The sequence below is a fragment of the Micromonospora sp. NBC_00821 genome (assembly GCF_036347035.1).
In the GTDB taxonomy this organism is placed as follows: Bacteria; Actinomycetota; Actinomycetes; order Mycobacteriales; family Micromonosporaceae; genus Micromonospora; species Micromonospora hortensis.
In genome coordinates, this window is record NZ_CP108880.1 from 2,514,050 (window position 1) to 2,539,635 (window position 25,586).

General features: G+C 71.3%; 19 protein-coding genes and 3 pseudogenes. 8 read left to right on the forward strand and 14 right to left on the reverse strand.

Going from position 1 to position 25,586, the window contains the following annotated elements:
• Positions 1 to 20 precede the first annotated feature (20 nt).
• Positions 21 to 524, reverse strand: coding sequence for a DinB family protein (locus tag OHB44_RS11465; RefSeq protein WP_238686306.1), 504 nt, complete (start codon positions 522 to 524; stop codon positions 21 to 23).
• Between the two features lie 134 nt (positions 525 to 658).
• On the opposite strand from OHB44_RS11465, the gene OHB44_RS11470 reads away from it, so the two are divergent.
• Positions 659 to 1,564, forward strand: coding sequence for a DUF72 domain-containing protein (locus tag OHB44_RS11470; protein WP_330440771.1), 906 nt, complete (start codon positions 659 to 661; stop codon positions 1,562 to 1,564).
• Between the two features lie 36 nt (positions 1,565 to 1,600).
• Here the strand turns inward: OHB44_RS11470 and OHB44_RS11475 are convergent, their stop codons facing one another.
• Together OHB44_RS11475 and OHB44_RS11480 are read right to left on the reverse strand one after the other, a co-directional pair.
• Complete coding sequence (locus tag OHB44_RS11475) at positions 1,601 to 1,972, reverse strand: hypothetical protein (RefSeq protein ID WP_210784096.1); 372 nt, start codon at positions 1,970 to 1,972, stop codon at positions 1,601 to 1,603.
• 196 nt (positions 1,973 to 2,168) lie between these two features.
• Entirely contained in the window at positions 2,169 to 2,798 is a 630-nt protein-coding gene (locus OHB44_RS11480; RefSeq protein WP_210784097.1) for a hypothetical protein, read from the reverse strand.
• Positions 2,799 to 2,995: 197 nt separating this feature from the next.
• Here OHB44_RS11480 and OHB44_RS11485 point away from each other — a divergent pair, with 197 nt between their 5' ends.
• Positions 2,996 to 3,166, forward strand: a complete 171-nt coding sequence (locus OHB44_RS11485; RefSeq protein ID WP_158629581.1) for a hypothetical protein — start codon at positions 2,996 to 2,998, stop codon at positions 3,164 to 3,166.
• A 19-nt stretch (positions 3,167 to 3,185) separates the two neighbouring features.
• Here OHB44_RS11485 and OHB44_RS11490 read toward each other — a convergent pair whose 3' ends face one another.
• The 3 genes from OHB44_RS11490 to OHB44_RS11500 all read right to left on the reverse strand — a co-directional run bounded on the left by OHB44_RS11490 (position 3,186) and on the right by OHB44_RS11500 (position 5,842).
• Entirely contained in the window at positions 3,186 to 4,049 is an 864-nt protein-coding gene (locus tag OHB44_RS11490; RefSeq protein WP_266303137.1) for an alpha/beta hydrolase family protein, read from the reverse strand.
• 142 nt (positions 4,050 to 4,191) lie between these two features.
• Entirely contained in the window at positions 4,192 to 5,448 is a 1,257-nt protein-coding gene (locus OHB44_RS11495) for a hypothetical protein (protein WP_238686303.1), read from the reverse strand.
• Between the two features lie 184 nt (positions 5,449 to 5,632).
• On the reverse strand, positions 5,633 to 5,842 hold the full coding sequence (locus OHB44_RS11500; protein WP_266303136.1) for a hypothetical protein: 210 nt from the start codon (positions 5,840 to 5,842) through the stop codon (positions 5,633 to 5,635).
• Between the two features lie 170 nt (positions 5,843 to 6,012).
• Between OHB44_RS11500 and OHB44_RS11505 the strand changes: the two genes are divergently transcribed.
• The 4 genes and pseudogenes from OHB44_RS11505 to OHB44_RS11520 all read left to right on the forward strand — a co-directional run.
• The gene (locus tag OHB44_RS11505) at positions 6,013 to 8,070 is read left to right on the forward strand and encodes a DNA gyrase/topoisomerase IV subunit B (protein ID WP_330440772.1); all 2,058 of its coding nucleotides are present in this window, start codon (positions 6,013 to 6,015) and stop codon (positions 8,068 to 8,070) included.
• A 62-nt stretch (positions 8,071 to 8,132) separates the two neighbouring features.
• A pseudogene (locus OHB44_RS11510) lies at positions 8,133 to 8,534 on the forward strand (DNA gyrase subunit A); the annotation flags it as partial.
• A 12-nt stretch (positions 8,535 to 8,546) separates the two neighbouring features.
• Positions 8,547 to 9,428 (forward strand): annotated as a pseudogene (locus OHB44_RS11515) (LAGLIDADG family homing endonuclease); the annotation flags it as partial.
• Positions 9,429 to 9,821: 393 nt separating this feature from the next.
• Positions 9,822 to 11,903: pseudogene (locus tag OHB44_RS11520) on the forward strand (DNA gyrase subunit A); the annotation flags it as partial.
• A 401-nt stretch (positions 11,904 to 12,304) separates the two neighbouring features.
• Here OHB44_RS11520 and OHB44_RS11525 read toward each other — a convergent pair.
• Complete coding sequence (locus tag OHB44_RS11525) at positions 12,305 to 12,901, reverse strand: peptidoglycan-binding domain-containing protein (RefSeq protein WP_238686299.1); 597 nt, start codon at positions 12,899 to 12,901, stop codon at positions 12,305 to 12,307.
• A gap of 392 nt (positions 12,902 to 13,293) precedes the next feature.
• Between OHB44_RS11525 and OHB44_RS11530 the strand changes: the two genes are divergently transcribed.
• A complete protein-coding gene (locus OHB44_RS11530; protein ID WP_330440773.1) occupies positions 13,294 to 16,041 on the forward strand; it encodes an AfsR/SARP family transcriptional regulator in 2,748 nt (915 codons plus the stop codon).
• A gap of 13 nt (positions 16,042 to 16,054) precedes the next feature.
• On the opposite strand, the gene OHB44_RS11535 is transcribed toward OHB44_RS11530, so the two are convergent.
• The 7 genes from OHB44_RS11535 to pseB form a co-directional block, all read right to left on the reverse strand.
• On the reverse strand, positions 16,055 to 16,690 hold the full coding sequence (locus OHB44_RS11535) for an alpha-ketoglutarate-dependent dioxygenase AlkB (RefSeq protein WP_330440774.1): 636 nt from the start codon (positions 16,688 to 16,690) through the stop codon (positions 16,055 to 16,057).
• Positions 16,691 to 16,756: 66 nt separating this feature from the next.
• Positions 16,757 to 17,833, reverse strand: a complete 1,077-nt coding sequence (locus OHB44_RS11540) for a PseG/SpsG family protein (RefSeq protein ID WP_238686606.1) — start codon at positions 17,831 to 17,833, stop codon at positions 16,757 to 16,759.
• Positions 17,830 to 18,591 (reverse strand): glycosyltransferase family protein, encoded by a 762-nt coding sequence (locus tag OHB44_RS11545; RefSeq protein ID WP_330440775.1) that lies wholly within the window; start codon positions 18,589 to 18,591, stop codon positions 17,830 to 17,832. Before OHB44_RS11545 ends, OHB44_RS11540 begins: the two co-directional genes overlap by 4 nt.
• Positions 18,588 to 20,414 (reverse strand): class I SAM-dependent methyltransferase, encoded by a 1,827-nt coding sequence (locus OHB44_RS11550; protein WP_330440776.1) that lies wholly within the window; start codon positions 20,412 to 20,414, stop codon positions 18,588 to 18,590. The genes OHB44_RS11545 and OHB44_RS11550 overlap by 4 nt, the downstream gene beginning before the upstream one ends.
• Positions 20,404 to 21,252: a hypothetical protein gene (locus OHB44_RS11555; RefSeq protein WP_330440777.1), complete on the reverse strand. Its 849-nt coding sequence runs from the start codon at positions 21,250 to 21,252 to the stop codon at positions 20,404 to 20,406. The genes OHB44_RS11550 and OHB44_RS11555 overlap by 11 nt, the downstream gene beginning before the upstream one ends.
• A 10-nt stretch (positions 21,253 to 21,262) precedes the next feature.
• The gene (locus OHB44_RS11560; protein ID WP_330440778.1) at positions 21,263 to 22,420 is read right to left on the reverse strand and encodes a DegT/DnrJ/EryC1/StrS family aminotransferase; all 1,158 of its coding nucleotides are present in this window, start codon (positions 22,418 to 22,420) and stop codon (positions 21,263 to 21,265) included.
• Positions 22,420 to 23,400 (reverse strand): UDP-N-acetylglucosamine 4,6-dehydratase (inverting), encoded by a 981-nt coding sequence (gene pseB, locus OHB44_RS11565; RefSeq protein ID WP_238677116.1) that lies wholly within the window; start codon positions 23,398 to 23,400, stop codon positions 22,420 to 22,422. The genes OHB44_RS11560 and pseB overlap by 1 nt, the downstream gene beginning before the upstream one ends.
• A gap of 365 nt (positions 23,401 to 23,765) precedes the next feature.
• Here pseB and OHB44_RS11570 point away from each other — a divergent pair, with 365 nt between their 5' ends.
• Positions 23,766 to 25,502, forward strand: a complete 1,737-nt coding sequence (locus tag OHB44_RS11570) for a hypothetical protein (protein WP_266303128.1) — start codon at positions 23,766 to 23,768, stop codon at positions 25,500 to 25,502.
• Positions 25,503 to 25,586 lie beyond the last annotated feature (84 nt).

Genomic DNA, 25,586 nt, shown 5'->3' on the forward strand with positions numbered 1-25,586 from the left:
GGCGACGGTCGGCGTCGGAGTCAGCCCATGGTCTTGGCGCCGTCGATCGACTCCCGCAGGATGTCGGCGTGCCCGGCGTGCTGGGCCGTCTCGGCGATCAGGTGCAGCAGCACCCGGCGGACCGTCCAACTCGCTCCCGCCTCGAACCACGGCGCCTGCGGCAGCGGGTGTGCCGCGTCCAGGTCGAGGGTGGCGGTCAACTCGTCGGTCTGGGCGGCCACCTCCTGGAAGCGCGCGACCAGCCCCGCCAGGGTCTCGCCCGGCAACATCTGGAACTGACCGACCCAGTCGATCTCCTCGCGGCCCATCGCCTCCGCGCCACCGACGGCGAAGAGCATCCACCGGTGCTCGACGCCGGACACGTGCTTGACGAGGCCCCCGAGGCAGAGCCCGCTGACGGTGGGCAGGCTCGCCGCCTGCTCGTCGGTGAGCCCGTCGACCGTCTGCAGGAGAAAACCGCGGTGCCTGCGGAGTGCCTGCAGGAGGTCGGCGCGCTCACCGGTGAGCTGCTCAGTGCTGGTCATGCCGCCACCCTTCGTTGATGTCCACCCGGTGCCACCGTAGGGCGATGCACCGACACTTTCCGGGCACGACACCTCCTCGACGGAAGAACCGCCAGCGGTTGCCGATCCGCGCCGGTGGCGGTCCACTGAATGACATGGGTGTGATTAAGGTGGGCACGTCGTCCTGGGCGGACCAGTCCCTACTGCGCTCCGGGTGGTACCCACGCTCGGCCAGCACGCCGGCCCGTCGACTGGGCTTCTACGCCAGCCAGTTCCCGATGGTCGAGGTGGACACGTCCTACTACGCCATCCCGGTGCCGGAGACGACCCAGGGCTGGGTGGACGCCACACCTGACGACTTCACCTTCGACGTCAAGGCGTTCAGCCTCTTCACCGGTCACCCGACACCGGTCGCCGTGCTGCCCCGGGACCTGCGACCGGCCAGCGGCCCGAGCCGGATCCGTCGCCGAGACCTGCCGGAGCCGGCGTACGACGAGCTGTGGGCCCGGTTCCGCGCGGCCCTCGACCCGATCGCGGCGGCCGGCAAGCTCGGTGTGGTGATGTTGCAGTTCCCGCCGTGGCTGGTGCGCAGCCCCGCAGCCGAACGCCGGATCATCGAGCTGGCGCAGCGCTGCCGCCCGTGGCGCGTCGGTGTGGAGCTGCGGCACGGCTCCTGGTTGGACGACGACGCCGCGGGGGACACTCTGGACCTGCTACGTGCCCACGACCTGTCAGTGGTCTGCGTCGACATGCCACAGGGGCACCCGTCGTCGGTGCCGCCGATCCTGACCATGACGGCGGAGCCGGCGATCGTCAGGTTTCACGGTCACAGCGATGCCTGGGGCGAGGGCGACAAGCAGGAAAAGTTCCGGTACGCGTACGCCGAGGACGAGCTGCGGCACTGGGCCGGACGGCTGGCCGAGTTCGCTGATCTCCCCGACGAGCTGCACGTGCTGTTCAACAACTGTTGCGCCGGGCAGGCCCAGCGCGACGCCACCCGGCTGGCACAACTGCTCGCCGAGACGATGCTCGTCGAGCAGGCCGTCCCGGCGACCGGCTGATCGCCGTACCGGTCGCCCGGCCTGACGCCGGTCCGCTCAGGACCGCCGTCCCCGGCTGCGCAGGGCGTCCTGGGTCGACTCGCCGATGTCCGCGTCGTCGGGAAAGCTTCGGCCGCTGGGGGCGGGATCGGGTGGGGCACCCGGTCCGGCCATCGTGGTACGGGTCGGCTCGACCGAGCCGAAACCGTGTCGTCCCGCCGGGTCCGACCGACCCGCCGGAGCACCCGCGCGTCGCTCCCCGCGCCGTCCCTCGGGCACCGCGGTCTCCTCGCTGCCCTCGTCCATCGGTGAGTCGTCGTCAGTGCCCCAGGGCGCGTCGGCGTCGAAGCCGTCGCCGGTGCCCCACGGCTTGGTCGCCTCCGGCTGAAGCCGGTCGTTGTCACCGCTGCGTCCCTTGTGCGCCGTCATGGCCACCCCGCTCGTCGGTCCGCCGCTACGGCGGACGATGTGCCGTCCTCGGGCCGGGACCGCCGGCCCGGGCGCGGCGCACGACCTGTCGCCGGCGCGCCGCCGCGCGCGTGACCCGTCATCGTTCCGGTGCGCGCCGCAGGCCGGCCAGCGCCCCGCCGTCGAAGTGGCGGCGGGACGCCGGCCGGCCCGACGTTCAGCGTCCGGCCATCGCCATCGGCCGCTTGCCGTTGCTCATTCCCGCCATTTTGATCATGCCCTTCGAGGCGCCCTTCATCCCACCGGCGCGACCGAGCATCCCGCGGAACACCTGGCCGGGCTTCTGCTGCTCACCCATGTACGCGGTGACCACGACCAGGGTCCCGGTCAGCGCCGGAATGGCCCACTGGAGCAGCTTCATCTGCCGCTGCGACGAGGCCACGCTGGCCGGAGTCTGGTGATTCGGCTCGGTGGCGCCGCTCACCGACGGACCGCCCGCCTTCTCCAACCGCATGCCGATCAATCGGCTGTAGCCGGTGACCGCCAGCGCGCCGATCGTCAACGCGGTCTTGATGGCGCTGGCCCGGCCCACGCCGGACTGGGCCGCCACCCGTGGGCTCTCGGTCACCAGCTCGCCGACGGCGCCGGCCAGGTGGGCGCCGATCGCGGCCGCGTTGACCGGTGTCCACTTGGACCATCCGGCCGAGGCGACCGGGAGCCGCTGGGTCGAGTCGCTGATTTTCGCAGCTGCGCCGTTGACGCCGAAGGCACCCATGAGGGAGCCCCCGAACCAGGCCGCCAGGCCCAGATCGTGCATCGAGCGCAGTGCGGTATGCCGTTCGGACATGTGATCCCCTTCCGCCGTGTCGGGCGGTGCGGCTTACCCGCCGGTCGGGCGGCTAACCCCGCCCCGGGTGGGCCGCTCCGCGTGGTGGAGGGCCGCTACCGGACATCCGTGGCGTCGGCGGGTCGACCTGCCCCGAGCAGGAGTCGTTCGCCCGGTGGCGGGTAGATCCCGAGCGACGCCGACGAGAGGGGAACGCGATGTCGCAGCCGGACGAGAGCCGGGAGAAGACCCCCAAAACCGACGCGGTGCTCATGCACCCCGACAACGACCCACACCGCAACACCGCAGAGGTCGCACCCCGCAAGGAGCACGCCGAGATCCAGGTGGAACGCGACGGTGAACTGGTGCCGCTGGACCAGGACGAGTGAGCCGACCGGCCGGTACGGCTCAGCGGGGCGGCAGGTCGCCGACGAAACCGGCGATCCGCCGCGCCAGCGGGACGCTGGAGCGGACCCAGGTGAAGTGGTCCAACGTCGTACCGGCCTGCGCCACTGTGTACCGCTCCCTGGTCACCGGCGCGTCGGCGAGCTTCGCGCAGAGGTGGTCCATTGTCTCGTGCGGGGTGAACTGGTCGTCGTCCACACTGACGGCCAGCACCGGGGTCCGCATCGCGCGAACGGCGGCCTCGGTGTCCGTACCGTCGAGCCGGGGGAACCGACCGGTCCGCGCGGTGTGGGCCCAGTCGCGGATCACGCCGCGTGCCTGCCGACCGCCGAAGCCCCAGCCCGGCCAGACCCCGAGCAGCGCCGCCGTGGCGGCGATCCCCTGGGTGTAGGGCAGTACGCCGAGGCCGTGCCGGCCCGGGTAGCTCCGCCAGTACGGGATGCCGACCGCGACCAGCGCCAACCCGTCCACCTCGTCGCTGCCGTGCAGGGCGAGGTGCAGCAGCGCGGCCTGCCCGCCGAGCGAGTGCCCGAGGAGCAGCCGGGTGCGTCCGTCCAGACGTGGTTTGAGGGCGGCCAGGACGGCGCCGACGTCGCTGGCAAGGTCGGCGTAACCGTGCCGGTCCGCCCGACTCGGCGCGGGCGTGCTCGCCCCGGTGCCGCGCAGGTCGGCCACGACCACTGCCAGTCCGGCGGCGCGCAGCGCGGCGGCGAAGGGCCGGTAGTACCGGGCCCGGACCCCCATCGCGGGCCAGATCACCACCACCGGCGCGCCCGGCACCCCGGCCGGCTCCGGATAGACCTGCACACCCAACCGGCCACCGTCGACGTCGACGAACTCCTGCGCGTACTCCGGGTCCCCGTTCACCGGCCCAGCCTACGACCTGACGTTACCGGCGGGTAGCAGTAGGCCGTGGGGGCGACGACAGCGGTGGGCGGACGTGCCGCGCGCTCGACGGACGCGACGGAGGGCCCCGCCGCACGGCGGAGCCCTCCGATGGACGCTGCGGTCAGGAGACCGAGATCGCCCCGTTGCTGGCCCGCACGCAGGCCACCGCACGGGCGCTGGTGGAGGCCGCGCCGCTCAGGCACTGGCCGAGCACCTGGTGCCCGGTGGCGTTCGGGTGCCACGACTCCTGGCAGGTCTGGAAGTAGGTGACGCAGGTGTTGGCGATGCGCTGGATGGCGATCTTGTCCTTGCCGGCCAGGCTGGTGACGAAGGTGCCGCTCGCGCCGTCCTGCAGCCGAATCGGAGTGGCCAGCGCGCCGCTCGGGCTGCTGGTCTGCTCGCAGAGCCGGGCACCGTTGAAGGCCTGCTGCACGCTCAGGTACACCAGGTCGTCGGCGGGGAACTCGGCGGCCAGAGTGTCCCGGGTGGACTTCACGATGCTGCCCAGACCCTGGGAGAAGCGATGCCCCGGCGCCAGGCTGGCCCGGTGGATCGGGCAACCGGCCGCGTACCGCTCGGCACCCAGGTCACGGAACTTGTCCCGGGTGTCGTCCCGGCTGTCCTCCTCGTGGAACTGCTGGTTCAGGTCCAGCGGCAGCGGGTTCGTGTAGTCCTGGAACACCACTCGGTGCTGCCCGTCCGCGTCCACCTGGTCGAGGGTGGTCAGGATCTGGCGTACGGCCGCGGTGGTCTCCGCGGTCGCGGCGCTGAGCTGCGCGGCGGTGGCCAGGTCGGCGTCGCTGCAGGGCTTCTGCTCCACCGGCCCGTTCAGGTACGCCCAGAACTCCCACCAACCGGTCCAGGCGTCGGCGATGAACCGGTTGGCGCACTTCTCGGCGACGCTGCCGAAGGTGAACGAGCTGTTGTTGGAGCCGAGGCCGATCAGCACCAGGTCGATGTCCTGGGTCTGCGCGACGGCGCGCAGTTGGCTGAGCTGCGAGGCGACGGTACGACCGTTCGTGCGCGCCTGGGAGGCGTTGGCGATGTCGTGTGGCTGACCACCGGAGCAGGCCAGGTTGAACCGGTTCTGGATGCCCGGCAGGTTGGCCTGGTTGAGCGAGGCGTTCGCCGAGCGGTGGCAGAAGAACGCGTTGTTGTTCGCCGCGGTCCAACCGGGGAAGCCCTGGCTGACTCCGTTGACGTCGACGACCGGGGTGTACGCCCCGGCGCCCTCGCCACTGATGAAGCTGTCCCCGAGTGCCACCGCGGCGGTGGGCAACGCGGCGGACGCGGGTGCGGGCAGCGCGACGGCGGTCGACAACGCGGCCATGGCGATCGTTAGTCCCGCGGCGAGCGCGGTACGCCGGAACCTGGGCATGGGGCCCCCAACCATCGAAAGATGAAAGATTCTCTGAGAGCGCGATCAGATCACCCCGGCGCGACAGGCGTCAATGGCCCGTAACAGATTCGTTCGACGAAAGACATGCGCCCGTAGGCATGACGGGCTACCGCGTCGAGATCGGACCCGTGCTCCGGGTTGTCGACCGCCCCTCGGCGGGCAGTCAGCGACCGGTCGGGCGGTCGCGGCGGCGCAGCAGGGCCGCGCCCACGGCGTTCCGACCGACACCCCGGATCAGGAGTACGCGCAGCCACCGCACCCACGTCACGGCGCTCGTCCCGCCGGAGACCGGGTGGCGCACGCTGCCGAACGGGGTGAGCCACGGCTGCGCCGGACGGAGCGTTCCGGTGGCGGTGCCTCTGCGTGGTCCCATGATCACCCAGTGGCTGTTCGTTGGCTCACGTCCGGAGGGCCGCGCGCGGCGGGTCGCGTAGGTCCTCCGGTAGTTGTCCTAGCCTCGGGCTAGGCTCGCTGCGGCGCGCCACGCCGGCTGATGTCGCCGGTGACCGGCAGCACACCGCCGAGACCGGGGAGTACGACCAGTTGACCGCAGAGCCTGACACCCTGTACGGGGCCGATGACCTCACCCACCTTGAGGGGCTGGACGCTGTCCGCAAGCGGCCCGGCATGTACATCGGTTCCACCGACAGCCGTGGCGTGGGTCACCTCGTCAACGAGATCCTCGACAACTCCACCGATGAGGGTGTCGCCGGTCACGCCAGCCACGTCGAGGTGATCCTGCACGCCGACAGCTCGGTGCAGGTCGACGACGACGGCCGGGGCATCCCCACCGACGTGCACGCCAAGTCCGGCATCTCCGGCGTCGAGCTGGTGCTGACCCGGCTGCACGCCGGCGGCAAGTTCGGCGGCTCCGGTTACAAGACCTCCGGCGGTCTGCACGGCGTCGGCGCATCGGCGGTCAACGCGCTGTCCCGCCGCTTCGACGTGACCGTCCGCCGCGCCGGCAAGATCCACGCGATGTCGTTCCGACACGGCGTTCCGGGCATCTTCGACGGCGACGGTCCGGACGCCTCCTTCACCGCCGGCCCCGGGCTCCAGGTGACCGGGGCCATGAAGCGCGGCCAACGCACCGGCACCTCGATCCGCTGGTGGCACGACGCCCGCTACTTCGAGACCGGCGCCGCGCTCGACGTCGACGCCGTCCGGATGAAGCTGCGCAACACCGCGTTCCTGGTCCCCGGCGTGACCTACCTGCTGCGCGACCTGACCGGCGAGGCGCCCGCAGAGGAGCGGTTCCACTACCCCAACGGGCTCAGCGACATGGTGGAGTTCCTCGCCCCGGCCGGCGACCGGCCGGTCTCCGGCACCCTGCTGGTCAACGGCGAGGGCACCTACCGGGAGAACGCCGCCGACGCCAACGGCGTCATGCAGTCCAACGTGCAGCGGCGCGCCGAGGTCGAGGTGGCGTTCCGGTGGGGCACCGGTTACGAGCGCACCGTCGAATGCTTCACCAACACCATCCGCAACGCGCACGGCGGCACCCACCGCAAGGGGTTCGAGCGGGCCCTCGTCCGCGCGCTCGCCGACGCGATCCGCAACACCCGCGGTCTGCTCAAGGCCAAGGAGGAGCCGCCCACCCTGGACGACGTCCTGGAGGGGATGACGGCGGTGGTGCACGTGCGGATCCCCGAGCCGCAGTTCACCTCGCAGACCAAGGACGAGCTGTCCACCACCGGCATCACCAAGGTTCTCCAATCCCTGGTCGACGCGCACATCAAGGCCTGGCTGGAGGACCGGCGCACCAAGGCCGAGGCGCGCACCGTCCTGCAGAAGATCGTCGACGCCGCCCGGGTGCGGCTCACCCAGAAGCAACAGAAGGACGCCGCCCGGCGCAAGACCGCCCTGGAGGGCGCGTCCATGCCGCCGAAGCTCGTCGACTGCCGGGCCACCGGCATCGACCGCAGCGAGCTGTTCATCGTCGAGGGTGACAGCGCCCTGGGTACGAGCCGGATGGCCCGTTCCTCGGAATACCAGGCGCTGCTGCCGATCCGCGGCAAGATCCTCAATGTGCAGAAGGCCAACCTCCAGCAGGTTCTGGACAATGCCGAGTGCGCGGCCATCGTGCAGGTCCTCGGCGCCGGTTCGGGGCGCACCTTCGACCTCGCCGCGCTGCGCTACGGCCGGGTGCTGATCATGGCCGACGCCGACGTGGACGGCGCCCACATCCGTACGCTGCTGATCACCCTGTTCGCCCGGTACATGCGGCCGCTGATCGAGGCTGGTCGGCTCTACGCCGCGATGCCGCCCCTGCACAAGATCACCACCAAGGGGCGCAGCCCGCAGACCGTCTACACCTACACCCAGGCCGAGATGGAGACGACGGTCCGCAAGCTGGAGAAGGCCGGCAAGCAGATCGTCACGCCCATCCCACGGTTCAAGGGTCTCGGTGAGATGGACGCCGACGAGTTGTGGGACACCACGATGAACCCGGCCACCCGGGCCGTCCGCCGGATCACCCTCGACGACGTCGACGCCGCCGAACGCATCCTCGAACTGCTGATGGGCGAGAAGGTCGAGCCGCGTCGCAACTGGCTCATCGACTCCGCCGACCGCGTCGACCGGGATGCGATCGACGCGTGAGCGAGCGACAGCGAGCGAATCTTCGATGCAGCGCCCGTTCCGTTCCGATGGAGAGCTGAGTCATGGCACGCCGTAAGGAAAACAAGGTCGACCTCTCCTCGTTCGACCAGGCCGGGGCGCGGGTGTTCGACAACCCGCTGGTCACCGAGGTCTCCGACTCCTACCTGGAGTACGCGTTCTCGGTCATCCACTCCCGCGCCCTGCCCGACGCCCGTGACGGCCTCAAGCCCGTGCACCGGCGCATCCTCTGGTCGATGTACGAGCAGGGCTACCGCCCGGATCGCGGGCACGTGAAGTCTGCCCGAATTGTCGGGGATACAATGGGAAAGTACCATCCGCACGGTGACACGGCGATCTATGACGCCATGGTCCGCCTCGCGCAGGACTTCTCGCTCAACGTTCCGCTCATCGACGGGCATGGAAACTTTGGCTCCCCCGACGATGGCCCGGCCGCGTCGAGATACTGCGTTACCGGAGATACCCGCATTCGACTTGTTGACGGCACCAGCCCTCGAATTGCTGACCTGGTAAGCCTCCCTGCAGACAGCGAAGCCGATGTTGACTTCGAGGTGCTCGACAAAGACGGTAAAGCTGTCCAGGTCGACAAGGTGTTCAACTCCGGCGTCCATCCGACGGTCCGGATCGGCACGGAGGCCGGGTTCTCGCTCCGGGGCAGCGAGAATCACCTCGTGCTCTGTCTTGAGGCGCCCGCGGGCGTTCCCCTCTTCCAATGGCGACGGCTAGACGAGCTTGCAGTTGGTTCGATCGTCTGTGTGGCACGGAACGCTTGGTCCCAGGTCATACCCACCGCTCGTGAATACTCGCTGGGCGTCCTCGGCGGCGCGTGGGCGTCCGAGGGCTTCGCGAGTGAGTCCAGGGCCGGGTTCAACAACACCGACGAGCACTTCTTCGGTGAGGTTCTGCATGCGTACGATCAAGTGGTTGGTGGTCGGCGGTACCTGAGCGAACGGCAGACCCGTCGCGACCGGAAGCGTGTCCAGGAAATCGATGTTCAGATTTATGCCGGCGGTATGGACGCTTTCCGTGCAAGTCCGCTGGCCGAATTCATCGGGCACCAGGCCCGGGACAAGTTCGTACCGCAATTCGTCTGGAACGGTGGCTGGGGTGTTAAGCGCGCCTTCCTCATGTCCCTTTTCGAAGGGGACGGCGGGGTGCGGGTCGCCAAGGACAGCTTTACCATCCAGTACACGAGTTACAGCGAGCGGCTCACCAGGGAGGTCCAGGAGCTGCTCACCGAATTCGGGGTTGTTGCCTGCTGGCGCCGTTACACGCGCCCCAGCGGCTCGGTCGAGCATCGCTTGGTGATTTCCGGCCTGCGAAACATCAAGGCATTCGCCAATCGGGTGGGCTTCCTCCGCACCAAACAGGCAAAGCTGAACAAGGTTCTGCGACACGCGCCGTTGCGCCCACATCGGCTGAGCAAGGACCACGTTCCCTTCGTTGCCAGTTACGTGCGTGACACCTTGGACTTCGACCGTCGTGGTAGCGGCCGCAAGTGGCTGACGACGCACAACTTCGATCGCGTCGAGCGATGGGAGACCGAGCGCCTCCGGATCATCGATCGCATCAAAGAGCCGGAACTTCTGGCGACCATTCTCCCGATCATGGACTCTGGCTACCGGTTCGAGCGCGTCACCGAGGTGACGCCCTGCGAGCCGGCGGAGGTCTACTCGGTTCGGGTCAAGTCCGAGGACCACTCCTTCCTCGCTGGCGGTTTCGTCAACCACAACACCGAAGCGCGGATGTCTCGCGAGGCCATGCTGCTCGTCGGTGAGCTGGGCGAGGACACCGTCGACGTCGAGCCCAACTACGACGGCTCGCTGACCCAGCCGACAGTGCTGCCGGCGGCCTTCCCCAACCTGCTGGTCAACGGCGCGTCCGGGATCGCGGTCGGGATGGCCACCAACATGATCCCGCACAACCTGGCGGAGGTCGTCTCCGCGGCCCGCTGGCTGATCAACCACCCGGACGCCACCCTGGACAAACTCATGGAGTTCGTTCCGGGCCCCGACCTGCCCACCGGTGGGGTGCTGCTCGGCCTGGACGAGGTGCGCCGGGCGTACGAGACCGGGCGTGGTGTGGTGCGGATGCGCGGCAAGGTGGAGATCGGCCCGATCGAGGGCAGCCGGGGCCGTCAGGCGATCACAGTGGTCGAGCTGCCCTACGGCGTCGGCGCGGAGAAGGTCATCGCCGCGATCACCAACGAGGTCACCAAGACCAAGCGGCTGACCGGCATCGCCGACGTCAAGGACCTCACCGACCGGGAGAGCGGCACCCGGCTCGTCGTCGAGTGCAAGGTCGGGGTCAACCCGCAGGCGTTGCTCGCCGACCTCTACCGGCTGACCCCGCTGGAGCAGTCGTTCGGCGTCAACAACCTGGTCCTGGTCGACGGGCAGCCACGCACGCTGGGCCTCAAGGCGCTGCTGGAGGTCTTCCTGGCCCACCGGTACGAGGTGGTCACCCGGCGCACCTCGTACCGTCGGCGCAAGCGCCAGGAGCGGCTGCACCTGGTCGACGGTCTGCTGATCGCGCTGCTGGACATCGACGAGGTGGTCCGGCTGATCCGGGGCAGCGACGACGCGCAGGCCGCGAAGGACGGGCTGATGAGCCGGTTCGGTCTCTCTGACATCCAGGCCACGTACATCCTGGACACTCCGTTGCGGCGGCTGACCAAGTTCGACCGGATCGAGCTGGAGGCCGAGCAGGAGCGGCTGCGCTCCGAGATCGCCGAGCTGAGCAAGATCCTCGACGACGAGCGGGTGCTCCGGAAGGTGGTCTCCGACGAGCTGGCCGCCGTGGTTAAGCAGTTCAGCACCGAACGTCGTACGACGCTTGTCGACGGTGACCTGAAGGAGGTGCTGGCCGCGTCCGCGCCGGCCGGCCCGCTGGAGGTCGCCGACGACCCGTGCCAGGTGATCCTCTCCGCGACCGGGCTGGTCGCCCGGACCGCTGCCGAGTCGGAGGAGAGCTCCGAGGGGCGCCGACGCAACGGCCGGGTCAAGCACGACACGGTACGCGCCATCGCGCACTCCACCGCCCGTGGTCGGGTGCTGCTGTTGACCAGCGCCGGTCGGGCGTTCAAGGTCGACGTCCTGCCGCTGCCGGTGCTGCCCGAGCAGGCGGGCACCGTGTCACTGCGTGGCGGTATGTCCGCGGCCGAGCTGGTGCCGTTGGCGGCGGGGGAGACCGTCGTCGGCCTGGCCCCGCTCGGCGGGCAGGCCGAGGGCTCACCGGGGCTGGCGTTGGGCACCCGGCAGGGCGCTGTGAAGATCTGCTCGCCGGAGTGGCCGGTGCGCTCCGACGAGTTCGAGGTGATCGGTCTGCGCGACGGTGACGAGGTGGTCGGGGCGACCTGGCTGACCGACGGCACGGAGACGCTGACCTTCGTCACCTCGGAGGCGTCACTGTTGCGCTTCCCCGCCGGGTTGGTCCGGCCGCAGGGCCTCAAGGGCGGCGGTATGGCCGGCATCAACCTGCCGGCCGGGGCACGGGTCGCGTTCTTCGGCGCGGTGCGCACCGACGACCCGGGGCACGGCGAGCCGATGGTGGTCACCTCCACCGGCGCGACGGTCAAGGTGACGCCGTTCAAGGCGTACCCGGCAAAGGGCCGGGCGACCGGCGGCGTGCGCGCGCACCGCTTCCTCAAGGGTGAGACGGACGTGGCCGTCGCCTGGGTGGGCCCGCGACCGGTCGGTGCGACCGCCACCGGCGACCCGGTGGAGTTGCCCGCGGCGGACCCACGCCGCGACGGCAGCGGCTTCGCCGTGATGCTCGGCCCAACGGTCGTAGGCCACCTGATCGAACGGGACTGACCCCATCCGCCTGTCGCGCCGTCACCGGTGCCCGCGCTCTATGGGCGTCCGGTGTTCCTGGCGCGCGGCCGGCGCGGCCGACGCCAAGATCGTGCTCGATCCTGGAGGTAGTGGTTCACCGACGCGGTGATGCCACTCGATCCCGGATCGAGCACGATCATGCGGAGTGGGGCTGCCCGCCAGAGCGGCACGTTGGCGCCCTCTGTTGTCGGTGCGGGTCCGGGTGCACCGCGAAGCACCCTGCACGGTAGGTCCGGACAAGGGTCCCGTCGCGTCCGGACCTACCGTGCAGGTCGCTGGTCACCGCGTGGCTGTCGGGCCGCTCGCGATGGTGCCCCGGTAGGGAGAGGGCTGACCGGGCCAGGTGGCCGGGTAGCGCTGCATCGCCTTCCAGCTGTTGGTCAGCAGGTGCGGGAGTTGTAGGCGGCCCAGTAGGGGCCGCTGCCCTGAGGCGGGTAGAAGCGGTAGTTCCCGTCGGGCGAACGCTGCAGGACGAATTGGTGCGAGCCGTACGGGCTCCGGGAACCCGTCGCCCCGTGGTACACCACGTACAGCCATCCGTTCTGGTTGTCGTGCTGCACCAGCTTGTCGCCGGCCTTCGTCCAGCTGTTCCGGCCTGCGGAGCCATCCGCGGAGAGGCCCTTGTCGCGCTGGAAGTTCCTCGTCGCGGCATCGGTCTGGTCGCCGAAGACGCCGTCGACTCCGGACGAGGGCAGGTAGCCGTTCGCCCAGAGAATGGTCTGCCAGAGACAGGCGACGTTCGAGTTGCGGTGCGTGGTGACGTTGGTGACGCCTTCGTCATCGAAGTCGTCAGACACCGCGCCGGCGCCATGGACGAAGGCCCGGCCCGTGTAGGAGCCGCTGGCCGCGGCCGGCGTGGCGATGGTGACGCTGACGCCGATGGCCAATGCCGCGCCGATGGCGGGCGCGGCGACTCTCCGGAGGATGCGGCGGGTGGAGCGGAGCGACGACATGTATCTCCTCTGGTCGGTGATCATGAGGGGGCGGCGGTGCTGGGGCGTCGTGCCAGCCGGCGGTGTCAGGCCCGGCACGACGAGACGAGGTGACCTCGCGGCAGGTGTGGACAGACGGTCCCGTTCGACCTCGCCCCGTCGTCGTGCGACCAGGCCAGGTGATTGGTGCTCGTGGATGGGGCGGTGAGGACGGTTCTGCCGTCCTCACCGCTCCGGGTCCCCCGTTGGAGAAGGTACGGTGGGGCCGGTACAACCCCCGCACAACTCACGCACAGCTCATTTGCTCGCCCGGTTGTCCGGGTGTGGTACGCGTGGCGGCACATGGCAGCGCCCACAGGTGAGGTCCCTGGTTGCGTTTCGAACTCCTTGGCCCGTTCCGGGTGTACCGCGACGGCCGGCCGGTTCCGCTGGGCTCGGTGAAGCAGCGTCTCCTGCTGGCGACCCTGTTGCTGCGCCCGAACGAGGTCGTCGGCACCAACGAGTTGACCGCGATGCTGTGGGGTGACGAAGAGCCGGCGTCGGCCGCCGCTAATCTGCGCACCTATGTGCGCGGGTTGCGGCGGTCGCTGGGTGATGGGGCGACCTGGGACGGGATAACCGCTGCGGCCGGCGGTTACCAGCTTCGGGTGGGCCCGGGCGAACGGGACGTGGACCTGTTCGACGCCGCGGCGGCGCGGGGGCGCGAGGCGCTCGCCGCCTCCGATCTGGACCGGGCCGAGGCCGAACTGTCGGCCGCGGTGCGCCTGTGGCGTGGTGCACCGCTGTCGGACCTGCCGCTGCGCTCGACGCTGGCTCGGCGGGTGGCGCAGTTGGAGGAGCGCCGGCTGCTCGTCGAGGAGGACTACGCCGAGGCGGTGCTGGCCCTCGGCGCGTCGGCCGATGTCGTGCACCGGTTGCGCGGCCTGCTCGACCGGCACCCGCTGCGGCAGCGGGCGTGGGGCCAGCTGATGGTGGGCCTGTACCGCATCGGAGACGTAGCTGGCGCACTGGATGCTTTCCGGCAGGCCCGGCAGACGCTAGCGGAGGAGACTGGCCTCGATCCCGCACCTGAGCTCGTCGCGCTGTACGACGACATCCTGCATCACCGCCCGGGACTGGCGGCGCAACCGCCAACGGGGTCGGACCGGCCGGTGCCGGATACGGCAGTGGGGGCGCTCACCCAGCGCCCCGAGCAACTGCCGCGTGCGGTGCCGGAGTTCGTCGGACGCAGCGCCGAGCTGGCCAGCCTCGATGGGCTTCTGCGTGGCAGGGCTGAGGCCCCGACGAGCGGCGCCATCTCTGTGGTGTCCGGCATGGCCGGGGTCGGCAAGACGGCCCTGGCGTTGCACTGGGCGCATTCGGTTGCCGACCGCTTCCCGGACGGCCAGCTCTATGTGAACCTTCGCGGCTACGACGAAGCCGGCGTGGTGTCCCCGCCCGACGCCCTGTCCGGCTTCCTCGAAGCGCTCGGGGTGCCCCACGCCCGGATACCCTCCGACATGGAGGCCCGGACTGGTCTCTACCGCAGCCTGCTGGCCTCGCGGCGGATGCTCCTGGTGCTGGACAACGCTCGTGATTCCGCCCAGGTGCGGGCCCTGCTGCCCGGTGCGGGCCGCTGCATGGTCGTGGTGACCAGCCGTGACCGGCTCGGCGGCCTGATCGCCGCCGAATGTGCCACGCCGTTGACACTGGACGTGCTCACGGCGGAGGAGTCGAGGAGCCTGCTCGCCAGACGCCTCGGGGTCAGCCGGATCGCTCCCGAGTCGGTGGCGGTGGCCGACATCATCGAGGCCTCGGGCCGGCTCCCGTTGGCGCTGTCGATAGTGGCGGCGCGCGTCGCGACCCATCCCACCTTTCCGCTCAGCGCGATCGCCGCCGAACTGTGCTCGGCCGAGGCGAGGCTGGACGCGTTGGCCGACGGCGACGTCCGGCGCGTCTTCTCGTGGTCGTTCCTCGCCCTGGGGGCGGACGCGGCCCGGCTGTTCACCCTGCTGGGGCTGCATCCGGGCCCGGACCTGACCACCGCTGCGGCCTCGGCGCTCGCCGGTGTGTCTGCCGCTGTCGTCACGCCGATCCTGCGGGAGCTGACCCGGCTCCATCTGCTGGCGGAGCACGCGCCCGGCCGGTTCACCTTCCATGATCTTCTGCGGGCGTACGCGGCCGAGCTCGCACAGTCGTCGGAGCGCGGCGACGACCACGTCGCAGCCCGACAGCGCCTGTACGACCACTATCTGCACGCCGCCTATCCAGCTGCCCGGCTACTCCAGCCGCAGTGGCCCTCGATCGAGCCGGTGGCGCCGCTGCCCGTACCCGCCAGGCGGCCGGTGACTGATCACGACGGCGCGCTCGCCTGGTTCACGGCGGAGCATCGGGTGCTGGTCCGGGTGGTCCGACAGGCCGCCGAGAACGGCTTCGAAACGTACGCTTGGCAGATCGCCTGGGCGCTGACCGCCTTCGTGGCGCCGCGTGGCCTCTGGCAGGACCAGCTCGACATCCAAGAGGTCGCGCTGAGGGCCGCAGAGAAGATCGACGACCTTGCCGGTCAGGCCGTCGCCAACCGGCTGGTGTCCCGCGCGCTGACCCGACTGGGCGACCGCACCACTGCCGAGTCTCGGCTCAAGCGCGCGCTTGAGCTGCACGAACGTCTCGGCGACCCGATCGGCCAGGCTCAGACGCTGCACAACTACTGCGAACTCTGTTACCTGGACGGCCGGCTCGACGACGCGCTCGCGCACGGTCGTGAGGCGCTACGGCTCTATCGGCAGGTCGGCAATCACGCGGGCGAAGCCCGGACCCTGAACGCGATCGGTTGGCTGCTCGCCAGCAACGGCGATTACGTCCAGGCCATCGCCAGCTGCACCGAGGCCCTCGAGCAGCAACGACGGACCGACGACCGCAACGGTCAGGCAGCGACGTTGGACAGCCTCGGCTTCGCCTACGACCGCCTCGGTGAACGCGACCGCGCGGCCGACTGCTACGAGCAGGCGATCACACTCTTCCGCGACTCCGCGGACCGGTATCACGAGGCGGAGACCCTCATCCGACTCGGGGACACCCGGGAAGGGATGGGCGACCGGAACGCTGCCGCTGCCGCGTGGCGCCTGGCGGCGCGGATCTACGAGGACGTGGGCGACCCGGCGGCCGAGGAGGTCCGCCATCGCCTTGAACGTCTGGTTTCTTCTTAGTGCGGGGCCGGAGTCAGGCGACGTTGTGGGGGCGGAACTGGACGCTCACCCGGGGGCCAACAGGTCGGGTGGTCTTGGGGATGGCGTGTTCCCAGGTGCGTTGGCAGGAGCCGCCCATGACGATCAGGTCGCCGTGGCCCACCGGGAAGCGCAGGCTCTCGCCACCGCCGCGTGGGCGCAACAGCAGCGGTCGGGGTGCTCCGAAGGAGACGATCGCGACGACCGTGTCGGTGTGGGCCGAGCGGCCGATGGTGTCGCCGTGCCAGGCCACGCTGTCGCGCCCGGACCGGTAGAGGCACATGCCGGCGGTGACGAAGGGCTCGCCCAGCTCGGGCGTGTAGTGCTCGGTGAGCGCGGCTCGCGCGGAGGTGAGGACGGGGTGGGGGAGTGGCCTGGCGGCGTCGTACCAGCAGAGCAGGCGGGGCACGTCGACCTCGGCGTCAAACATGGTGCGCCGTTCGGCACGCCAGGGCACCTCGGTGAGCAGGGTGTCGAGGACGGTGTCGGAGCCGCGCACCCAGCCGGGGAGGTGGTCGACCCAGGCGCCCCGGCTGAGCTGGTGCCGGCGGATCTGGCCGGGCAGTGGCCCCAGGGTCGGCCCGGCGTCGGCCAGGTCGAGCATCGACGGCTGGTAGGCGGCCTGCGTCATGCAGCCACCCTAGCAGCACTTTCGTACACCCGTGCTAGCCCTGGACCGTGGCCTGGCCTGCCGCGGTCAGCCGGGGACGGCGGCGGTGCGTACGGCGTCGAACACCGCGTCCACTACCCGCGCCCGGCCCTGCCCGTCGACGGTGGACCAGGCCCGCTCGGCGAGGGCCGCGCGTCGCTGCGGCGAGCTGAGCAGCCCGTGCAGGGTCCGCGCCGCCGTCGCGCGGGTGGCTCGTCCGGCGACGCCGACGGCGGTCAGCTCCGGCAACTCGCCGAGGCCGGCGGCCAGGCCGTGCCGCACCACCCGGGTGTACGACTCACGTTGGTTGTCGACCACGCAGACCAGTGCGCTGGGTGCGCCGAGGCAGCAGAGTTCCCAGGTGGACGTGCCGGCGGCGCTGACCACGAGGTCGGCTTCGGTGATCAGTGCCGGCAGTGAGGTGGTGGGCGGGACCGGTCGGATGGTCTGCCCCCGGCCGGGAGCGACATCGTCGATCTCCGCCTCGATCTCGGGTCGCCCGACGATGACAGTGAGGTCCATCGGGTGACCGGTGGCCACCAGTACCCGGGTGAGGAGCGGGGCCGCGCCGACGGCGTCGGTGCCGCCGAAGAAGGCCAGTACCCGGGGGCGGCTGACCGCCGTGGTGGGCGGGGCGAGCGGCGGCCGGGCGCTGATCACCGTGTCGCGCAGCAGGGCGTACCCGCTCCCGGCGAGCAGCCGGCCGGGTAGTGCCGCCACGGACCCCGGCCTGGGCAGCTCCGCTCCGAAGTTCTGGTCGACGTAGAGGTCCGCGACCTGGCCCCGGCTGTCGCCGTCGATGATGGCGAGGGTGTAGACGCCGGCGGCGCGTAGGGCGCCGGCCCCGGCGGGGTCCAGTTCGTAGGAGTCGAGGACCAGCACGTCCAGGTGGTGTCGGCGGGCCGCCTCGACCAGTTCGGCCGCCGAGTCCGGGCCGGGGAGCAGGGGGATGCCCCGCGCGGCCAGCTCCGCGGTTGCCCAGTCGAGCCGTTCGACGGCGCCGAACACTGTGACGTCGGCGCCCCGGGCGAGGAACTCCTCGGCGAGCGCCAAGCAGCGGACCAGGTGGCCGACGCCACGCCGTGGCCCGGCGTCGCAGCGCAACCCGACCCGCAGGGTGCTCAGGACTCCTCCAGGTGCTTCTGTCGTACGTCGGCGTTGAGCGCGCGCAGCCGGGGCTGACCGTCGAGCCAGTCGGCGAGCGTGGCCAGCGGCACGCTGACGTCGCCGAAGTGGTCGATGATCGCGCTGACCAGCGCCCAGTCCCGCTCGGTGTCGAGGGTGAGCCGCAGCGCGGAACGGTCCGGGGTGAGCGTCACCCCGAGCACCCGGAACAGCTCCGGATGGGTGTACGCGTACGAGGTGACGTGCACCCGGTGGTGGTCGGTGGCGACCCGGCCCAGGGTGCGCAGCGTCTCCGCTCGGATGATCTCGACGTCCAGTCCTCGGGGCAGGGTCCGGGCGATCGACGTGCTGGCGTAGTCCAGCCCGGGGACCGCCCGGTAGACCGACGCGACCAGTGTGATGATCTCCGGGTCGAGCAGGGGGCAGTCGGCGGTGAAGCGCATGACGGCGTCTCCCGGGCGCGCCGCGAGGGCGCCCACGAACCGGTCCAGCACGTCGTCGACCGGCCCGCGGTGGCACGGCACGTCGAGCCGCGCGCACTCGGCGGCCACCGCGTCGTCGACAGCGTCGGTGCTGGTGGCGACGACCAGGTCGGCCAGGACGCCGCTGTCGGAGGCGGCGCGTACGACCCGGCCCAGAACGGACCGTCCGGCGAGCGGGCGGAGCACCTTGCCGGGCAGCCGGGACGAACCCATGCGCGCCTGCACGATGCCGACGATCCGTGGCCCGGCGGCGTCCGTGGCGACCCCGGCGGTCACTGCTGCTCCTCCTGCTTGGGGGCCAACGCTGCGGTGGCTCGACGTTTGGCGGCGCGGGCACCCCGCTTGGCCAGCCGGGCCGGGGTGATGGCGAGCCGGCCCACCCGGTAGCTGAGCGAACCGCTGAGCAGGCCGATCGTCGTCTCGGCCCGGCGCAGCGCCCGTTCCCGCGAGGTGAGCAACTCCTCGGTCCACGCGGTCAGCGCCGCCAACCGGGTGAGTTCCTCGCGCTGGCGCAGCCACGCCTCGCGGAGCTGCTGGTAGCTGTGCCCGCCGACCGGCGGGTCGGTCGGCGTGACGGCGTGCAGTTCGGTGGCGAGGCCGACAGTGGCGCCGGCGTCCAGCCCGTGCAGCGCGGCGGCGATGGCCGCCTCGACCTCGACCGCGTCGCTGACCGTCGCGCGGTCGAGGTCGTGGCCGGCGAGTCCGCCGAGCACCACGGTCAGGCCCGCGATGTCGAGAGTGGACGACCACGGGTGGGCGTACCCGCCGGTGAGCAGGCCCGTGGCGAAGCGCCACAGCCCGCGGGCGAGGACCACGTCGCCGGGCAGCGCGGCGGTGGCCCGCCAGCTGGGGTCGAGCACCGCGTACCGCTCGCCGTCGACCACCACGTTGTCGGTGCCGGCCAGCGCAGCCGCCCCGGCGATCCGGCCGTCCGTGTCGGCCTGGTCGGCGAGCCAGCCCGCGTAACCGCGCAGCAGCGCGCGCAGGGTGGCCAGGTCGCGGCGCAGGGCCGCGTCGAGCAGCAGAGTACGCAGCAGCCGGCCGGACGGCACCGGTCCGGACAGCGCGTCCGCGTCGCGGTACGCGGCCTCGCGGCTGGCGAACGGCGCGACGGCCGGCGTCGTCGCGTCGGTGGCTGGGATGAGCCCCCAGCGCCAACCGGAGGGGCCGTGCAGCACCTCCAGCACGCCGATCCCGGGGCGACCGGTCTGCACGAGGGCCACCGGCAGGTCCGACTCGACGGTCGGCGTGGTCGGGTCCGCGGGGTCGGCGGGTCGGTGGGCGAGGGTCAGCCAGCCCGGTGCGAGGTCGGCGGCCCGCCCGGCGTGCAGGGCGTCCACCGCGAGCCGGGCCGGGTCCTGGAGGACTGTGGCGCTGCTGAAACCCCCGGCGCAGGCGCCGTGCAGCACGGCGTCGAACAGGCCGGAGCCCGCGTCCCGGTCGAGGTGGTCGGCGTCCAGCAGCGCCGTCGGGGTGGTGACACCGGGGTACGCCGCCCAGCACGCGGCCGGCCGCAGCCCCGCCGCGCCGAGCCGCTCACGCAGTTGGTCCCGGTTGGCCGGGTGGGCGCGGTCCAGCACGCCACCGATCACCCAGGCGGAGTCGTCCCGGCGGGCGTACCAGGGGCTGGTGTCGACCAGCCGGTGCAGGCCCAACGGGTTGTCCAGGCGCAGCAGCAACGCGCCGCCCGGTCGCACCGCGGCGACGAGTCGCGCCAGCACACCGTCCCAGCCGAGCCGGGTGCCCTCCACCGACTCCACCGGGTCCAGCCCGGCAGCCGCGATCACCACGTCGTACGTCTCGTCGTCGGGCAGCCCGGCCGGGCCACCCACCACCACGCGGGCGGCCCGGTGCGCCAGCGCCACCGCGTCCGGGTGGCTGCGCAGCAGGCAGGTGACCTCGGCGTGGGTGAGCTGGTCGAGCAGTGCCGGGTCGTGTGGACCGGCCACCAGGACCCGGGCGCCGGGCGGCACCAACCGCGCGGCCAGGGCGGCGAGCGGCCCACCGTCGGCCAGCCGTTCCTGCGGCAGGTCCGACCAGGCCAGCATCTCGCCGCCCGGCAGGGTGATCCGGTCGACGGGTGCCGTCTCAGTCGTCACGGTCTTCCTCTTCCTCCTGGAGGTTCGCCCAACCGAGCAGCTCGCGAAGCTCGGCCGGCGTGCAGCGGTGGTCGGTGCCCAGCTCGGCGCGGGCGATCTCGACAGCCGTGGGCAGGTCGACGTTGGTGCCGTGCAGCTGCGGCCACTGCCGTCGGATCCGAGCGGTGCCGCCGAAGGTGGGGTCCTCGTTGGACAGGATCATCGGGTCGCCGTAGACCGCCGGCTCGCACCCGGCCGCGATGCCGTAGAAGATCGCGCTGGTCAGCCGGTTGGATGCTACCCGGCGGTGACGGCGCAGCTCGGTGAGCTGACGGTCGAGGAACTCCGGATCGGTGTCCTTCCACCAGTGTCCCCGGTAGCCGTGGCAGATCACCCGGAACCCGGCGCGCTCGTAGAGCCGGCGCACGTTGCGCATCCGGTACTCGTGCCAGTAGAGGCAGACGGTGACCGGGCCGGGTTCGGTGTCCTTGATGAGGGCGATCAGTTTGCGGTGGTCGCCCTTGACGTGTTGACCCTCCCAGCCGTGGAACGGGTACCAGATGGTGCCCTCGCGCTCCTCGGCCGGTGGTTCCTCGGGGCGCATGGCCAACAGGTAGCTGAACGGCGCGCCGATGACGACAACGTTGCGTCGCCCCACCGACCAGGCCCGACGGCGGGTCTGCTCCGACCAGAGCAGGCTGGGGGTGAGCTCGGCGTACGGGTGGCCGGGGGCCAGGCCGTCACCGATGTTCCAGCCGTGCTGCACGTACCCGTTGATCCGGGGTGGGTGCCGGTCGCCGAGGCCGGCGTACCGGGCCAGTACGTGCGCGTGGCCGTAGAAGTGGTTGGCGTGGTGCATCAGGTTCCCATCAGGCGGCGGAACGCACCGGACCGCCCCGCACCGCGGCGGTCAGCGCGTCGATGACGCGGTCCTGGTCGGTGTCGCTGAGCCCCGGGTACAGCGGCAGCGACAGCTGCTGGGCGTAGAACGACTCGGCCACCGGGCAGGACCCGCGCCGGTAACCCAGGTCGGCGAAGGCCGGGTGCCAGTGCACCGGGATGTAGTTGACCTGGACGCCGATGCCGGCGGCCCGCATCCTGTCGTACACCTCGCGGCGGCGCCCGTCGAGCACCCGGATCGGGTAGAGGTGCCAGGCCGGGTCGGCCCACGACCTGCGGTTTGGCAGCAGGACGCCGTCCAGGTCGGCCAGCGCCTCGTCGTAGCGGGCGACCAGGGCGCCGCGGCGGGCCGTGAACTCGCCGAGCCGACGCAGTTGGCTGCGACCCAGGGCGCAGAGCACGTCCGGCAGCCGGTAGTTCAGCCCGAACTCGTGCACCTCCTGGTGCCAACCGCCCTCGTCCGGGAAACGCAGGTCGTCGCGTTCGCGGACCACGCCGACGCCACGGAACCGGCGGGCCCGCTTCAGGATCGCCGGGTCCAGCGCCGCGACGGCGCCGCCCTCGGCGGTGGTCAGGTTCTTCGTGGGGAAGAACGAGAACGTGGTCAGGTCGGCGAGCGAACCGACCGGCCGACCGTGGTAGGTCCCGCCGATCGAGTGCGCCGCGTCGGCGAGCAGCAGCGCGTCGCTGCCCTCGACCGACGTGCGCAGCGCGTCGTAGTCGGCGGGGTGGCCGGCGTAGTCGACAGCGGCGACGACCTTCGTCCGCGAGGTGACAGCGGCGGCGGCCGCCGCCGGGTCGAGGCAGAACGTCTCGTCGTCGACGTCGGCGAACACGATCGTCGCGCCGAGGGCGACAGCGCTGCTGGCGGTCGCCACGAACGTCATCGGCGGGACGACCACCTCGTCGCCCGGCCCCACCCCGGCCGCCGCGTACGCCACGTGCAGCGCCGCGGTGCCGTTGGAGACGGCGGCGACACCGACTCCGCCGGTCCACCGGGCGAGGTCGGCCTCGAAGGCGTCCACCTGCGGACCGGTGGTGAGCCAGTCGCCGCGCAGCACGTCGGCGACGGCGGCGACGTCGTCCTCGCTGATCGACTGCCGGCCGTACGGGAGCATCCCCGTCATCAGTTGATGCCGAGCATGTCGCGCAACTGTTCGACGGTGAGCCACTCGTCGTTGGTGTCCGACTGGTAGGCGAAGCCGTCCGGCACCGGGTCGCAGTCGACCGGGGCCTGGTAGCCCCAGGTGGCGATGGTCGGCTGGACGATGAACCGGCCGTCGGCGCGCAGCGTCCGCCGGCTGTCGTCGGGCGCGATCATCTCCTCGTGCAGCTTCTCGCCGGGCCGGATCCCGATCTCGTGGGTGGTGGCGTCCGGGGCCACGGCCTCGACCAGGTCGAGGATGCGCATGCTCGGGATGCGCGGCACGAACAGCTCGCCGCCCTGCATCTGGTCGAACGAGTCCATGACGAACTGCACGGCCTGGTCCAGGGTGATCCAGAAGCGGGTCATCCGCTTGTCGGTGATCGGCAGGCTCTTGCCCTCGGCGGCCAGCCGGCGGAACAGCGGGACCACCGAGCCTCGGCTGCCCACCACGTTGCCGTAGCGCACCACCGAGAACCGGGTGGGGTGCTGGGCGGCGTAGTGGTTGGCCGAGACGAACAGCTTGTCGCCGACCAGCTTCGTCGCGCCGTACAGGTTGATCGGGCTGGACGCCTTGTCGGTGGAGAGCGCGATGACCTTCTTGACGCCGGCCTCGATCGCCGCGTCGACGACGTGCTGCGAGCCGGTGATGTTGGTGGCGATGTACTCCGAGGGGTTGTACTCCGCGGTGTCCACCTGCTTCAGCGCGGCGGCGTGCACCACGTGGTCGACGCCGTGCATGGCCCGGGTGAGGCGGTGCCGGTCCCGGATGTCGCCGATGAACCAGCGCAACCGCGGGTCGTCGCCGAGTTGCTGGCGCAGCTCGTACTGCTTGAGCTCGTCGCGGGAGAACACCACCACGCGGGCGGGGTCGGCCTCGTTGAGGATGTGCCGGAGGAACGTCCTGCCGAAGGAACCAGTTCCGCCGGTGATCAGAATGGACGATCCATTCAACTCACTCAATGTGGTGCTCCCGTGTTGGTGGATGAACGAGCGGCAGTGGGCCGGCCGACCGGGGTGACACGCTAGCCATGGCGGGTTAACTCCTCGGCGCTCGCGGGTGAACCACAACCTCTGCTCCCGTGAATGCCGAACACCGCGTAGGCGAACACTTCCGACCGCCCCGGATGTGGGCTGACCTGGCCGGATCGGGCCGTTACAGTGACCGCGCGAACGACCCGGCGGCCCGGCGCGCAGCCGGGTCCCCCGTTCACCCGACATCCACACCGGCTCGGTACGAGCGGGCCACCCCGGGCGTCACCGACGCCGGCCGGAGGGCCCGTCGGATCAGCGCGGGCCCGGTCCGGCCGGCAATTCTGGAGGCGTTCATGGCACCCGGTAGTGACGTGATCGAACGACCGGTGGTGGCGGCCGAGACGCCGAGCGGCCCACCCGCCCGGCGTTGGCTGGTGCCGCTGCTGCTGGTCGTCGGTTGGGTGCTCAGCGTGGCCTGGCGGATGTGGTGGTCCCGGCACATCGTGCTGCCGATCGCTCACACCGACGAGGACAGCTACCTGAACACCGCCCGCGCGTTGGCCGGCGGCCCGGGGGGCTTCAGCAGCGAGAACGACCTGCTGCGCCGGGTCGGCTACCCGATGCTGATCTCGCCGGCGTTCCTCGGGGACCGGGACTTCACCGACAGCTACCGGATCGTCCAGCTGATCAACGCGATGGTGAACTCCACGCTGCTGCCGCTGGCGTACCTGTTCGGTCGCCGCCTGTTCGAACTGCGCCGCTCGTACGCGCTGCTCGGCGCCGTCGCGGCGGCGACCCTGCCGGCCACCGCCTTCTACGCGGGCGTCGCCATGATCGACGCGGTGATGGCACCGCTGGTGGTCGCCTGGCTGCTCGCCGTGCACCGTTGGATCACCCGGCCCGGCCCGCTCGCCGCCGCCACAGTGGGCCTGCTGGTCGGCGGGTTCCACCTGCTGCACTCCCGCGGCCTGGTGATCGTGGCCGTGCACGCCGGGCTGGTCCTGCTGCTGTTCGTCCGCCGTCGGATCAGCCCGCCCGTCGTGCTCGCGGCGCTGCTGCCGGTGCTGGCCATGGCGCTGGTCAACGAGGCCGCCATCCGCTACCTCGGCGGCAGGGTCTACCTGCTCGGCAGCACCCCCGGCGGCAGCACGCTCGACGCGATCGCCTCCGTCCAGGGCGTGGTCCGGGTGAGCGCCGCTGTCACCACCCAGCTCTGGTACCTCGTGGTGATCACGTTCGGACTGGCCGGGGTGGCCTGGGCCGGGGCCGTCCGCGAACTGTGGCGCCCCCGGCACGGCGACGCGGCCCGCTGGACGATGGGCGTGGCGCTGGTGGTGACCGTCGGGGTGGCCGGCGGCGCGTCGGTGATCCTGTCCGGCATCACCGGCAAGCCGCTGGACGCGATCTACGGCCGGTACGTGCAGATGCTGGCGCCGTTCTGGCTGCTGGTCGGGCTGGGGGTGCTGTTCACCGCCGGATGGCGGGTGGTGCTGCGCCGGGCTGCCGTCGCGGTGGCGCTGCTGGTCGGTGGCGGCGCGCTGATCGCGGCCCGACTCGCGTACGTGGCCAGCCAGGGCCACCAGCTGCGCTACGGCGGTTTCAGCGCGCCGGACCTGGTGGCGTTGACCGGGGGCTGGCGTGAGCTGCGACCGGTGGTCGGGTCGCTGGTCGGCATCGCCGGCTGTGTGCTGCTCGTCGCCGCGGCCCGGGTGCACCGCCTACGGCTGCCGATCCTCGGCGCCCTCGTGGTGGTCAACCTCGTCACGATGCAGGTGATCGACGAACGGATCGTGCGCCCGGCCGCCGAGAGCACCGCCCCGACGCCCCGGGTGGCCGACGTCGGCGTACGCCCCGGTGAGCGGGTGTGGGCCTCGACCGGCGTGCACTACGTCCTCCGGTTCAACCTCAGCCACCAGGTGACCTGGACCGACGTCCGGTGGTTCGGCGACAAGCAGCCGCCGGCCGCGGCGCAGGTGGTGTTCGCCCGCTGGGCGCCCGGCCAGGTCGACGACTGGAACGGCGCCGCGTACGGCTTCGTCCGACTCGGCGGCAACCCGGAGCAGCACTGGGCGGCCTGGCGGCGCGCCTGACCCACCGCGCCCGGTGGACACCGCTGTCCGTTAACGGCGGATGTCCACCGGGAGCACTGTCGGTTAATGGTTCCCGTCCATTAC